Here is a 13,657-nt window from a genome sequence, read left to right on the forward strand (position 1 = left end):
CGATGGTGCAACTGCACCCATCCCCACGGCCGTTTGGGGCGAGTAGCCATCCGATCGAGACGGCGCGAACATCAGGCCCGAACCGATGAGAGATTTACGCGCATTCCGGCGAGTTGTCGACCGATTCGGTGAGCGCACAGCACTCGTAACGACGGCAGGAACCGAGAGAACGTACGCGGAACTGGGCCGCCGGACAGACGCGCTAGCGAACGCACTCGACTCCCGGGTCAGCGACGCCCGGACAGCATCACTGCTTCGAAACGGTACGGCGGCAATCGAGATGATGCTGGCCGCACAGAAACGCGGACGGGCGAACGCGCAGTTGAGTTTCCGTGGCGCTGTGGGCGAACTGAGACGGATGGTCGAGACCGCGGAGGCTGAGACGCTCGTCTACGACGAGGCGAACGCCGAGATGGCGGAGGCCGTTCTCGACGAGTTGGAGTTCGACGTCGCGCTGTACACTGGCGACGACGTCCCGGAGCGTCCGAACGTCGAGTCATACGAGCAGGCGATCCAATCGGCCGGTCGCGACTACGACGCAGTCGAGGACCCCGACGGAGAGACCGGGGTTCTCTACACTAGCGGGTCGACGAGCGAACCCAAAGCGATCCTCGAAGACCAGAGACGCGTCTGGATGGGGGGAACACAGGCCGTGATGGAGATGAGCCTCGATCCCACCGACGTTGCGCTGGTGACGACGCCGTGGTACCACGACGTCACGACCGTCGCGTGGATCTACCCGCACCTCCAGGTGGGGGCGACGCTCGTTCTTCAACCGGAGTTCATCCCGCCGGAGTCGCTGACGCTGATGGACGAACACGACGTCACGGGGCTACTCGCGGTCCCGGCACAGCTCGAAGCGCTACTTGATCTTTACGATGAGGAATCGTACGATCTCTCGGCGCTGTCGTACGTCCGGACCGGTGGCGCTGTGGTCCCGCCTTCGCTGGTCGAGCGCGTCCGCGATCGGATGACCGAAGGCGTTCACAACACCTACGGACTGACGGAGGGGATCGCAAATCTGACGCACGCGTACCCCGACGAGCAACTCGAAAGTCCGGGCACCGTGGGGAACGCGACGTTTACCTGGGATCTCCGAGTCGTCGAGGCGGCACCCCCCAACGAGGATCCCGACCCGATGGCGACCGTTGGTCGCGGAAAGACCGGCGAACTCATCGGCAAGGGCCCGTCAGCCAGCGGCTATCTCGACAGTCCCGAGGCCGAGGCACGACTCTTCATCGAGGGAGGGTGGCTTCGGACGATGGACGTCGCGTACATCGACGACCACGGCCGACTCCACATCGTCGACCGCGTAGACAATATGCTCGTGAGCGGCGGTGAGAACATCTATCCCCAGGAAGTCGAACTCGCGCTCGAAGACCACACGGACGTTCGGGAAGCGGCGGTGGTCGGTGTTCCGGACGACAAGTGGGGCGAACGCGTCTCTGCCGTCGTCGTCGGCGACGTGAGCGCGGATGCCCTCGACGAGCACTGTCGCGACCACGACGAACTGGCCGATTTCAAGCGGCCCCGGTCGTACGTCGTCACCGACGAACCGCTCCCCCGATCCGATACTGGAACGCTCCTGCGTGATGACATCCGTTCGGCGCACTTCGACGACAAAATTCAAACATAATCAGAATCGTGCTATACTTCTTATCTTTATTGTATTAGGCATCCGTCAAACAGTACCGTCTGAAGTTGACAATCAGATCTGTTCCACTGGTCTCAAATAATATGGATACAGATAAGCCAAATTTTTGTTGTTGAGGAAATTAATCGTATTTCGGATATTATCCAAGCAGACCAATCAGTCGGTGATCCCCAGTGCGCAACCGTTAAACCCGTTTGTAGTAATTCACGAATATGACTCGATTGCACAAAATACGGTTCACGAACGACCGCCGCCTTCGTCACAGATGACGGGAAAACCGGACGACATCTCGGAGGACGAGATCACCGACGGAGGGTCGACAGACTCGGAGGCGGACGCGTCCCCGTTCGTCGGCAGCGGGTTGCTCGACGCGGAGATGGGGCCGAGTTCCGCGCTGGCGCATCTGTACCGCGGGGAGCTCCACCGGATGAAACTCTGGCGGGAACGACTCGACCAGACGACCAACTGGGCGGTCGTGGTGATCGCGGCCATCCTCACCTGGGCGTTCTCCAGTCCCGACAATCCACATTACATCATCCTGATCGGGATGGCGACGCTCAGCGTGTTTCTGGTGATCGAAGCGCGTCGCTATCGCGGTTACGACATCTGGCGGACCCGCGTGCGGACCCTGCAGGAGAACGTGTGGGCCTACGGGCTTGACCCCGACGGCGGCATCGGCGACGAAGACTGGCGGAGCGAACTCGGCAACGACTACCGGGTCCCGACGCTGAAGATCAGCGCCGATGAGGCCATCGCCCACCGATTACGCCGAGTGTATCTCCCACTCTCTTGCGTTCTGCTCGCCGCCTGGTTCGTTCGAATCACCGCGTTCTCCCCGGAGCGATGGCTGGAGACAGCGTCGATCGGGATGGTCCCAGGCGTCGTCGTCGTCGGTGGAGTCGCCGGGGTCTACGTCGCGGCCGCGGTCGTGGCATTTCGGCCGCGGACCTGGCACGCGGAGGGTGAACTCCGTACCGAGGACCTTCGAGGGCGGCAGTAAAGATTATCCGAGCCACGACCGCCTCCAAGCAGAATATATAAATTTTCATTCACGATGTGTCGAGTCCTCGACGCGTCGATACTGTGAGTTCCGCACGGATTTGTCCTCGTAACTGGAAATAATTTCATAAATCCGAAAGAGTGATTGGTCACAGCAGAGGGTACATTCCCGATTAGACAATCTTAACAGCGAAGGTGATATAGCGGCGAATATGGGTAGGACCACTCAGGACTGGTGGCCGGACCAGTTGGACCTGGAACTTCTCGATCAGAACGCTCGGGACGTCGGTCCGATGGACGAGGACTACGACTACGCGGCGGAGTTTGAGAAACTGGACTACGACGAAGTGAAAGCGGATATCGAAGAAGTACTGACTGACTCTCAAGACTGGTGGCCGGCGGACTACGGCACCTACGCGCCGTTTTTCATTCGGATGGCGTGGCACAGCGCGGGCACGTACCGCACGACTGACGGCCGCGGTGGTGCGGCCGGTGGACATCAGCGTCTGCCCCCAATCGACAGTTGGCCGGACAATGTGAATCTCGACAAGGCGCGCCGACTGCTCTGGCCCGTCAAGCAGAAGCACGGCCGGAAACTCTCGTGGGGCGATCTGATCGTGCTGGCCGGCAACGTCGCTCTCGAATCGATGGGATTCGAGACGTTCGGCTTCGCTGGCGGCCGCGAGGACGACTTCACGCCCGACGAGGCCGTCAACTGGGGTCCCGAAGACGAGTGGGAGACGACGTCCGAGGAACGGTTCGACGAGGAGGGTAGTCTCAAAGACCCGCTCGGCAACACCGTGATGGGCCTCATCTACGTGAATCCCGAGGGCCCGAACGGCGAACCGGACGTCGAAGGTTCGGCGAAAAACATCCGTGAATCGTTCGGTCGGATGGCGATGAACGATGAGGAGACGGTCGCGCTCATCGCCGGTGGACACACCTTCGGGAAGGTCCACGGTGCCGCCGACCCCGAGGAGAACGTCGGTCCCGACCCCTCGGACGCACCTATCGACGCACAGGGCTTCGGCTGGGAGAACGAGTTCGGCGAGGGCAACGGCCCCGACACCATCACCAGCGGAATCGAAGGCCCGTGGAACACTACGCCGACCCAGTGGGATATGAGCTACGTCGACAACCTGCTCGGGCACGAGTGGGTCCCCGAGAAGGGTCCCGGTGGCGCGTGGCAGTGGACCACTGAGGAGGGCGAATTACAGGAGGCTGCACCGGGCGTGCAGGATCCGTCGAACAAAGAGGACGTGATGATGCTGACGACGGACGTCGCCCTGAAGAAGGACCCGGACTATCGGGAGGTCCTCGAAACGTTCCAAGAGGACCCCCAGCGCTTCCAGGAGTCCTTCGCGAAGGCCTGGTACAAACTCATCCACCGCGATATGGGCCCGCCGGATCGGTTCCTCGGCCCCGAAGTCCCCGAGGAGACGATGATCTGGCAGGACCCCTTGCCGGACGCCGACTACGACCACATCGACGAGGACGACGTCGCTGAACTCAAAGAGACGGTGCTCGGATCGGACCTGTCAGTTGCCCAGTTGATCAGGACCGCCTGGGCGTCGGCATCGACCTACCGTGACAGCGACAAGCGCGGCGGCGCAAACGGCGCTCGCATCCGTCTGGAGCCCCAGCGAAGTTGGGAAGTCAACAACCCCGAAGAACTCGAAACGGTCCTCTCGACGCTCGAAGAGGTTCAGGCAGAGTTCAACGCCTCCCGCTCTGACGACGTGCGGGTCTCGCTCGCGGACCTCATCGTGCTGGGCGGCAACGCGGCCGTCGAACACGCGGCGGCAGAGGCAGGCTACGACGTGACTATCCCGTTCGATCCGGGCCGGACTGACGCCACGCAGGCACAGACCGACGAGGAGTCTTTCGAGGCGCTCGAACCGAAGGCGGACGGCTTTCGGAACTATCTCGGCGACGGGTACGAGGAGAAGCCCGAAGAACTACTCGTCGACAAGGCCGATCTGCTGGGTCTGTCGGTCTCCGAGATGACGGTGCTTCTCGGCGGAATGCGCGCGCTGGGCGCGAACTACGACGGGTCCGACCTCGGGGTCCTCACCGACCGGCCGGGCACGCTGACGAACGACTTCTTCGTGAACCTACTCGATATGGATTACGAGTGGGAGTCGGTGTCGACCGACGAGGACGTCTTCGAGATTCGCGACCGCGAGACGGGCGACGTCGAGTGGGAGGCGACCCGCTTCGACCTCATCGTCGGATCGAACTCCCGACTCCGGACGACCGCCGACGTCTACGCCAGCGAGGACGGCGAGGAGAAGTTCGTCCACGACTTCGCCGACGCCTGGAGCAAAGTGATGCGGCTCGACCGCTTCGACCTCGACTGAGTCGGCGCGCATCCACCGCCGACGGTTCTCTTTTGCTGGAGCCACGAGCGGCGCGTCTCGACCTGATCAGCCCGCGGACCACCCGCCCACAGCGAAAAACGTTTATATACACTGTCGGATAGGTACGAACGAACGACTTCGTCCGTTCGGTCGCGTCGGTGCAGTCGACGCGACTCATCAACACGATCCGGAGGTACGGGCCACTGGTTTTGGTGGTTCCTGCCCACGGCGTTCCAGATATGTATGAGCACTAACGACACCACGGACCCGCTCGAAGCGGTCAAATCACGACTTGAAGACGAGATCCCCGAGGACCTCGTCGTCTCTCGCGTCGCCTACGAAGGACCGGAACTGGTTGTCTACACTGAAACCCCACGGAAGTTCGCCGAGCGCGACGGCCTGATCCGCCGACTGGCCAGCACGCTCCGCAAGCGGATCACAGTGCGGCCGGCCGCCGGTACCCAGCTGGCCCCTACCGAGGCGAAGCCCCGGATTCTCGAACTCATCCCCGACGAGGCGGGGATCACGAATCTGCAGTTCTATCCCGCGACCGGCGAGGTCCTGATCGAGGCGGAAAAGCCCGGCCTCGCGATCGGCCGACGAGCGAGCACGCTCCGAGAGATCACCCAGGAAGTCGGCTGGACGCCCGAGGTGCTGCGGACGCCCCCGATGGAATCTTCGACGGTCGACAACGTCCGGAATTTCCTGATGCAGGAGCGCGACGACCGCCGCGACTTCTTAGAGCGGGTCGGCCAGCAGATCCATCGCGACCCCGATACCGAGACCGACTGGGTCCGCGTCACGACGCTCGGGTGCTGTCGGGAAGTCGGCCGCGCGAGTTTCGTCCTCAGTACGCCAAACAGTCGCGTCCTGATCGACTGCGGAGACAAACCCGGCGCGGAAGGCGAGGTGCCGTATCTCCAGGTCCCCGAAGCGAATCCGATCGCCGATCTCGACGCTGTCGTCCTGACGCACGCGCACCTCGACCACAGTGCGTTGCTGCCGCTTCTGTTCAAGTACGGATACGACGGCCCAGTGTACACTACCGAACCGACACGGGATCTGATGGGGCTGCTCCAGTTGGACTACCTCGACGTCGCCGCCAAAGAGGGACGGACGCCGCCGTACGAGTCCGAGATGGTCCGCGAGGAACTGAAACACACGATCACACTGGATTACGGCGACGTGACCGACATCGCGCCCGACATCAAACTCACCTTCCACAACGCCGGGCACATTCTGGGCTCTGCGGTATCGCACTTCCACATCGGCGACGGCTTCCACAACGTCGTCTTCTCTGGGGACGTTCACTACACCGACACGCGCCTGTTCAACGGGGCCTCGAACGACTTCCCGCGCGTAGAGACGCTCGTGATGGAGTCTACGTACGGCCAGCGCGACGATTATCAGACCGACCAGGCGGACTCGGAGCGCAACCTGATCGAACTCATTCAGGAGACATACGACCGCGACGGCAAGGTTGTTATCCCTGCGTTCGCGGTCGGACGCTCACAGGAACTGATGCTCGTCCTCGAGGAGGCAATGCGCGAGGGCGACCTGCCGACGGTGCCGATCTACCTCGACGGGATGATCCGCGAGGCGACCGCCATCCACACCGCCTACCCCGAGTTCTTGCGTGACGGCCTCCGCGATCGAATTCTCCACGAGGACGAGAACCCGTTCCTCGCCGAGCAGTTCCAACAGGTCGACGGCGGCCAGGAGATGCGCGAGGAGATCGCCGGTGCGGAGCCCTGTATCGTGCTCTCGACTTCGGGGATGGTCACTGGCGGGCCGATTATGTCGTGGCTCGAACTCCTCGGTGGCGAGGCGGAAAATCGGCTCATCTTCGTCGGCTACCAGGCACAGGGAACGCTCGGGCGACGCATCCAGAGCGGTCGACGAGAGATTCCGTTTAGCGACCGCGGCCGGAGCGAGCAGTTGACGCTGCGGCTCGACGTCAAGTCCGTGAGCGGCTTCTCCGGACACGCCGATCGCAGCGGCTTAGAGAACTTCGTCGGCACGATGAACCCCCGCCCGGAGGAGATCCTCTGTGTCCACGGCGACGAAGCCGCAACGGACCAGCTCTCGTCGGGGCTCTATCAGAAGTACGACGTCAGAACCTACGCGCCGCGAAACTTGGAGACGTTCCGGTTCGACTGACTGCGAGATCCAATCGATTCTCCACAAGCGTCGATTCGACGGCGGAGATCAGCTTTCGACGGCGACTTCGCCGCCTTCCTGCTCGTACTTGTCTTCGAACTCCTGGATGAGTTGCCCCATCTTTGCGTACCAGTCGTTGAGCATCCGCTGCATGTTGTCGGAGATGCGCTCGGCGTCGGTCGGAGAGTACACGTGATAGTAGCCACCCTGCTCGTAGTTGACCTGTTCTTTCTGGATGAACCCCGCCTGGAGCAGTCGCTGGATCGACCGGTAGGCCGTCGACCGTTCGCGTCCAACGATATCGGCGATCTCGTCGACCGTGAGCGGCTCTTCTGCTCGGACCAGCACCTGGAAACACTGTTTGTCGAGTTGCTTGAGGCCGTGGAAGCACTCCAGGAGCCCTTCGCACTCCATATCTCGTCGAAGCTGTTCGGACATCGAATCGGGCATCTTACTGATTCGGCATACGTGCTGTGTGCTTATAAGATTTGTTCAGACACTCCACAATTCTGCTGATCTGTATCCGACTGTGACACGGGACCAGAGATGGTAAGGCCGGGGAGGAGCGGCAGTAACCTGACTTCGGCCGCTCACAGGGATGGACGGCCAGGTTATCGGGATTACACGGGGATAGGGTCCTGACTACGTGTGTAGTATTTTGGTATTATTGCGATATATTTCTCACCGTCTTTTCGCTCCTGATGCCAGCGTAGCACCGGTTGCTACGCACGCAACGCATACCCGTCGGCCCTTCTGGTAGTAAACCAACGCATAACGTATCACCAACCATACGTGAGATATGTGGATATTGTATTGCACTGCAATCCCAATACTAATAAGTGATCGCACCGGCTGTGGCCAGTTACGCAGAAATCCATAATGCACGCAATATTCAGCGAGGAGGAGACCGATGTTCGGGTTTGAACCCGTTTCCGGGCCGGCGGGTGCGGCGACCCTGATCGGGGTGGTACTCGGCGAGGCGCTGGCGTTGTACGTCGGGTACGGACTGATAGAGAGCGCGCTCGGGCCGAAGGTTGCTCGCGTGCTCCGGGGTGAGTGAGTGTGGAAGTCCTCGGCGTCGCCGTGAGTATGCTCGGGATGTTCGCGGGGTTTGGCGTACTGATTGGCCTCCTGTTCGGATTCTTCGGAATGGGCGGCTCATTTCTGGTCACGCCCGCACTTCTCGTAATGGGGTACAAGACTGACGTCGCCGTCGCATCCGGGCTCGCGTTCGTCTTCGGGACCTCAGTCATCGCGACGCTGAAGCACCGCGACCTCGGCCAGGTCGACTACAAACTCGGCGTTTTGATGATCGCTGGCACGACCGCCGGCATCGAAGTCGGAAAGATCGGGTTGCACTGGCTGCAGGACATCGGACTGGCGAACACGGTCGTCAGCGTCGCGTACGTCGCGCTTCTCGGTGGGATCGGCGTTTTCATCACCTACAGTGCACTGACGAGTGATGGCGGCGGCATCGACCACGACACGGAGAGTATGGACGTCGAGGAGGCAGCCGGGGACATTCCCGAGATTGCGAAGAAGATCCAATCGTATCGTATTCCGCCGATGATGTCGATCACGGGCGGGCTCAGGGTGTCTCTCTGGATGATCCTCGGAGTCGCCTTCGCGACGGGGCTACTCTCGGGCTTCCTCGGAGTTGGTGGGGGCTTTATTCGGATGCCCGCCCTGTTCTACCTGATCGGTGTGCCCGTCCCCGTCGCCGTCGGAACCGACCTGTTCGAGATCGTGTTCTCGGGTGGAATCGGAAGTTTCCTCTACGCGATGGACGGCGCCGTCGACCTGGCTATCGTCGTCCCGCTGCTGGCGGGGAGCGCATTCGGGGCTCGTCTCGGTGCGGCCGCCACCAGTCTCGTCGAGGAGGAAGCAATCAAGATCTACTTCGGTGTGATGCTGCTCCTCGGATCGGTGGCCGTCGCTATCCGCGAGATCGGTGGAGCGACTGAGACGCCCCTGCTGAATATGGTGTCGCTCGCGATCATCGTCGGGGCCGCGATGCTCGTGAGTGGGGCTGTCGTGGTGAGTTCTATCCGCGAACTGCGTTTGGAGACACCTTCTGCTGCGCCACCGTCGGATGACTGACGCTCACGCGCCAGTCAACCGGCACAGGTACACCCGGTGCTGTCGATCCGAAGAACCGAATCGGAGAACGAAGTCCGTAGAAAACCCGGAGAAGACAGAGACGTTACTTGTTGTACGACGAGGGGATCAGCACGCGACCGTGGCGGCCGAGGACCGCGATGATCTTGTCGCCCACGCGGTCGTAGATCGTCGAGATAGACGTGCCGGGGAGGTAGAATTCGGTTTCGCTCGTCTGGTTGTTCTCGAAGTTGCTTGCGGTTGCCATTGTATTTGTACGGAGGTACCGGACCCATATGAGGGTTTATTAGGACTGGTTCGGGTATTTTTATTCTTCATTCATATGAACCGATTTCTCTTGCAGAAACGTCCTATGTTCCATCGAATAATCGAAAGACGCTGCCTGACGATCGTTAACGACACTCCGTCTCACGGGGAGAGTATTTCGACGAGATTCTGCTCCGGATCGCGGACGAAGAAGATGGTCGTCCCGCTTTCGGTGGTCTGTGGTTCCGATACCGTCTCGACTGAATCGGGCAGGGCGTCGTAACACGTCTCCACGTCGTCGACCGTGAGGCCGACGTGCGTCGCGCCGGCGGTGTCGATCCGTGGACCGTCCACGCTGTCACCGGTGGAATCGTAGGAGACGAGTTCGAGTCGCACGTCGCCGGCGTCCAAGTGAACGAAGTCCGCGCGCGCGTCTCCGGCGTCGACAGCAGTCGCAAAGGCCTCGCCGCCGACCGAGAATTCAGCAACGACGTCGAGTCCGAGCGCATCACTGTAGAATTCCGCAGTCTCATCGAGATCCGAGACGGTGATGCCAACGTGGTGGGCCGTGATTGCGTCCATACACCCGCTCGTGTGAACGTGATAAAAGAGGTACCGACAGGAGTCGGTGACTTCCGCTCGCCATCGGACTCGGGCCTACGGAAGTTCGACCGATACGTCGGCGCGGCGACTCGCCGCCTTCACCGTGTTGTAGAGGAGCATCGCGACGGTCATCGGCCCTACGCCGCCTGGAACGGGCGTGATGGCGCTCGCCTTCTGCCTCGCGCTCTCGAAGTCCACGTCGCCGACGAACTGGGACTCGTCGCGGGCGGCCGTGTCGACGCGGTTGATCCCGACGTCGATCACCACTACACCCTTCGTGAGCATCCCCGCATCGATCAGTTCAGGCACCCCAGTGGCCGCGATGACGATGTCCGCGTCACGTGTCTTCTCAGCGAGGTTCCTCGACTTTGAGTGACAGACAGTCACGGTCGCGTTACTCCCTGGCGCGCGCTGCAAAAGCAGATTTGCGGCCGGCCGTCCAACGATGTTGGAGCGACCGACGACGACCGCGTCACGACCCTCGATATCGATGTCATACGCGGAGAGCAGCTGTTGGATACCGTGCGGCGTGCACGGTTTGTACCGCGGATCGCCGGCCACTAATCGGCCGACGTTAGCGGGGTGGAAGCCGTCGACGTCCTTCTCGGGATCGATCCGACGAAACGGCTCGCGCTCGTCGATGTGGTCCGGCAGCGGTCGCTGTACCACGATCCCGTCGATGTCGGGATCGGCGTTCAGTTCGTCGATTCGATCGAGGAGCGTCGCGGACGACTCGTCGGTGTCTACTTCGTGATGCTCGCTCTCGATTCCGAGATCCGAACACGCACGCTGTTTTATCGACACGTAGGTTTTACTCGTCCCGTCGTCCCCCATCCGGACCATCGCCAGTCGCGGCGTGACGCCATCGGCCCGCAGCCGTACTACGGCGTCTCGAAGGGTGTCGCGAATTCGGCCGCTGACCTCGTTGCCGTCGATCAGGGTCGTCTGTGATTCTTGCTTCATCGTTCGTGTCTGACCTCGCACCGCCGCGTCCGTTCCAAGGACGACTCTACTGAGTAGCAGTAGGTTATTCCTGATATTCGGTTCCCGGGAATACGCAACCTATTAAAGTTCAACGCAATTACCCGGATGTCTCTCGGCCGGTGAAGCGACGCTCTTACTCCGGGCAAGTATCCCGTGAAATGGCCGTTCACGCAAGCCTTTTGCCGACCTCACTGCTATCTTCGGCAAACCAACGCCGGAGCACTCTGTGCCGCCGGGAGAGGAAATCGTTCCAGATGAATGAGATAACAGTCATTACCCAGAAAGAAGCGTTCGTCCGGACAGCGACGGCGGCCCCAGCAACCGCTCGCGTCCCGGTCGAGGTACGAATCACCGTGTCGGACCCCTTCGAGGCGTACCGTCGCGTCCGCACGTCCGACACCGACGGCGTGTACCTCGAGACCACCGGCGGGCAGTCCGGATGGGGATACTTCGCCGTGGATCCGATCGAGCAGATCCAGGTGGACGAACCCGAGGAGTCAGATCCTCCGGAGACCACCACCGAGAGCGAAGTGAGCGGCGAAGCCGGATCGACACGAACCGGGCCCGGGAGCAACAGTCAGACGCTCGCGGCCATCGACGAACTGCTCGATCGAGAGCAGTTGGTTCGCGGGAACTGCGACGTCCCGTACCCCTGTGGGGCGTTCGGATGGCTCTCCTACGACATCGCGCGGGAACTCGAGGATCTCCCGGACACGACCGAGTCCGACGGCCTCCCGCGGCTCCAACTCGGCGTGTTCGACCGCGTAGTCGCGTGGGAGGAACCGCATACCGCCGCAGAGGGCGAGGCTGACGCGGTCGAACTGCACGTAACTGCGTGCCCGACCGTCGGCAGTTCCTCGGCAGAGGCCGCAGAGGCCTACGAGACTGGACTCTCTCGGGCCAGAGCGCTCGCTGAAACCGTACTGACCGGAACGCCGGCAGACGTGTCGCCGCCGGTCGTATCGGACAGCGCGGTCTTCGAGAGCGAGTGTGGCGAAGACGAGTTCGCAGACCGCGTCCGAACAATCAAACAGTACGTCCGCGACGGCGACACGTTCCAGACGAACGTCTCTCACCGACTGACCGCGCCGGCCGCGGTCCATCCCGTCGAGGCGTTCGACGCAGTTCGCCGTGTCAATCCCGCGCCGTACTCTGGGTTGCTCGAATTCCCCGGCGTCGACCTCGTCAGCGCGAGCCCCGAACTCCTGTTGGCGGTCGAGGGCGACCGGCTACTCACCGAACCGATCGCCGGCACGCGGCCGCGCGGCGACACGACCGGTGAGGATGCCAAGCTCGAGACGGACCTGCTGAGCGACGAGAAAGAGCGGGCAGAACACGCGATGCTGGTCGACCTCGAACGGAACGACCTCGGGAAAGTCAGCGAGTACGGCACCGTCGAGGTGTCCGAGTACCGCCGTGTGGACCGCTACTCGGAGGTGATGCACCTGGTGTCGCTCGTCGAGGGACAACGGCGCGAGGGGACCAGCGTCGCCGACGCCGTCGCAGCAGTCTTCCCGGGCGGGACGATCACCGGCGCGCCCAAGCCGCGGACGATGGAGATCATCGACGAGGTGGAGACCACGCGCCGGGGGCCTTACACCGGAAGCGTCGGCGTCTTCGGCTTCGACGAGCGCGCGACGCTCAACATCACGATCCGGACGCTCGTGCGTCGCGACGACGAGTACCGCCTCCGGGTCGGGGCGGGTATCGTTCACGACTCCGTTCCCGGAGCCGAATATCAGGAAACGCTAGACAAGGCCCGCGCGCTCCTCAACGCCGTCAACGAGGCCCTCGGCGAAACCGCCTCGTTCGCCGTCGGCGACGACGAATCCGACGTCGACACCGGGACCGACATCGAGGCCGATGGCGGTACCGATGACGCGGGCGGGGCGGTGGCTACAGACGTCGACAGGGAGGCGTCCGCTGACGAAATCGAGAGCGGCGAGGTGTCCGAGCGGTGATCCTCATCATCGACAACTACGATTCCTTCGCGTACAACCTCGTCCAGTACGTCGGCGAGTTCGAAGAGGTCGAGGTCCGGCGGAACGACGCGGTCGACGCCGACGACATCCGATCACTCGACCCCGACGGAGTTGTCGTCTCACCCGGTCCCGGGACGCCGTATGAGGCCGGCGTCTCGATCGACGTCTTTGCGGAGACTGACTACCCCGCCCTCGGCGTCTGCCTCGGGCACCAGGCGCTGTGTGCGGCATACGGCTCGGCTGTCGGGCACGCTCCCGAAGTCGTCCACGGGAAGCCCTCGTCGGTCCGTCACGACGGGAGCGCGCTCTACGCGGGCGTGGACGATCCGTTCGAGGTCGGGCGGTACCACTCGTTGGCGGTCGAACGCGGTGAGCTGCCGGACGTACTGACCGAGAGCGCGGCGACCGACGACGAGGGCGTCGTGATGGGTGTCGAACACGAGAGAAAGCCACAGTACGGCGTGCAGTTCCACCCCGAGAGCATCCTGACCGACGCCGGCAAACGGATCGTCGAGAACTTCTGCACGTCGATCGCCGACTGAGCGGCTCGG

At 62.2% G+C, this 13,657-nt stretch carries 12 protein-coding genes; 8 read left to right on the plus strand and 4 right to left on the minus strand.

The genetic code is table 11. The features are described from left to right. Positions 1-85: 85 nt before the first annotated feature. The 4 genes from ABEI27_RS10295 to ABEI27_RS10310 all read left to right on the plus strand — a co-directional run bounded on the left by ABEI27_RS10295 (position 86) and on the right by ABEI27_RS10310 (position 7,173). Entirely contained in the window at positions 86-1,636 is a 1,551-nt protein-coding gene (locus tag ABEI27_RS10295; protein ID WP_375799317.1) for a class I adenylate-forming enzyme family protein, read from the plus strand. A 283-nt stretch (positions 1,637-1,919) separates the two neighbouring features. Next, on the plus strand, positions 1,920-2,654 hold the full coding sequence (locus tag ABEI27_RS10300) for a DUF2270 domain-containing protein (RefSeq protein ID WP_375799318.1): 735 nt from the start codon (positions 1,920-1,922) through the stop codon (positions 2,652-2,654). Positions 2,655-2,865: 211 nt separating this feature from the next. Then, positions 2,866-5,013 carry a catalase/peroxidase HPI gene (gene katG, locus ABEI27_RS10305; protein WP_375799319.1) on the plus strand — a complete coding sequence of 716 codons (2,148 nt, stop codon included), beginning with the start codon at positions 2,866-2,868 and terminating at the stop codon, positions 5,011-5,013. A gap of 243 nt (positions 5,014-5,256) precedes the next feature. Next, entirely contained in the window at positions 5,257-7,173 is a 1,917-nt protein-coding gene (locus tag ABEI27_RS10310) for a beta-CASP ribonuclease aCPSF1 (RefSeq protein WP_375799320.1), read from the plus strand. A 48-nt stretch (positions 7,174-7,221) separates the two neighbouring features. Here the strand turns inward: ABEI27_RS10310 and ABEI27_RS10315 are convergent, their stop codons facing one another. Beyond that, positions 7,222-7,623 (minus strand): helix-turn-helix domain-containing protein, encoded by a 402-nt coding sequence (locus ABEI27_RS10315; RefSeq protein WP_375799321.1) that lies wholly within the window; start codon positions 7,621-7,623, stop codon positions 7,222-7,224. A gap of 460 nt (positions 7,624-8,083) precedes the next feature. On the opposite strand from ABEI27_RS10315, the gene ABEI27_RS10320 reads away from it, so the two are divergent. Together ABEI27_RS10320 and ABEI27_RS10325 are read left to right on the plus strand one after the other, a co-directional pair. Further along, a complete protein-coding gene (locus ABEI27_RS10320; protein WP_375799322.1) occupies positions 8,084-8,233 on the plus strand; it encodes a hypothetical protein in 150 nt (49 codons plus the stop codon). Positions 8,234-8,262: 29 nt separating this feature from the next. Further along, positions 8,263-9,273 carry a sulfite exporter TauE/SafE family protein gene (locus tag ABEI27_RS10325; protein WP_375799379.1) on the plus strand — a complete coding sequence of 337 codons (1,011 nt, stop codon included), beginning with the start codon at positions 8,263-8,265 and terminating at the stop codon, positions 9,271-9,273. Between the two features lie 103 nt (positions 9,274-9,376). Here ABEI27_RS10325 and ABEI27_RS10330 read toward each other — a convergent pair whose 3' ends face one another. From ABEI27_RS10330 to ABEI27_RS10340, 3 genes are all read right to left on the minus strand, one after another. Then, entirely contained in the window at positions 9,377-9,538 is a 162-nt protein-coding gene (locus ABEI27_RS10330) for a hypothetical protein (RefSeq protein WP_375799323.1), read from the minus strand. A 161-nt stretch (positions 9,539-9,699) separates the two neighbouring features. Further along, on the minus strand, positions 9,700-10,119 hold the full coding sequence (locus ABEI27_RS10335) for a VOC family protein (protein WP_375799324.1): 420 nt from the start codon (positions 10,117-10,119) through the stop codon (positions 9,700-9,702). Positions 10,120-10,194: 75 nt separating this feature from the next. Continuing rightward, entirely contained in the window at positions 10,195-11,103 is a 909-nt protein-coding gene (locus tag ABEI27_RS10340; RefSeq protein WP_375799325.1) for a bifunctional 5,10-methylenetetrahydrofolate dehydrogenase/5,10-methenyltetrahydrofolate cyclohydrolase, read from the minus strand. A gap of 275 nt (positions 11,104-11,378) precedes the next feature. On the opposite strand from ABEI27_RS10340, the gene ABEI27_RS10345 reads away from it, so the two are divergent. Both ABEI27_RS10345 and ABEI27_RS10350 read left to right on the plus strand, forming a co-directional pair. Beyond that, the gene (locus tag ABEI27_RS10345) at positions 11,379-13,085 is read left to right on the plus strand and encodes an anthranilate synthase component I family protein (RefSeq protein ID WP_375799326.1); all 1,707 of its coding nucleotides are present in this window, start codon (positions 11,379-11,381) and stop codon (positions 13,083-13,085) included. Next, a complete protein-coding gene (locus ABEI27_RS10350) occupies positions 13,082-13,648 on the plus strand; it encodes an anthranilate synthase component II (protein ID WP_375799327.1) in 567 nt (188 codons plus the stop codon). The genes ABEI27_RS10345 and ABEI27_RS10350 overlap by 4 nt, the downstream gene beginning before the upstream one ends. Positions 13,649-13,657: the final 9 nt, after the last annotated feature.

This window comes from Halobellus sp. (assembly GCF_042218505.1).
Lineage (GTDB): Archaea > Halobacteriota > Halobacteria > Halobacteriales > Haloferacaceae > Haloquadratum.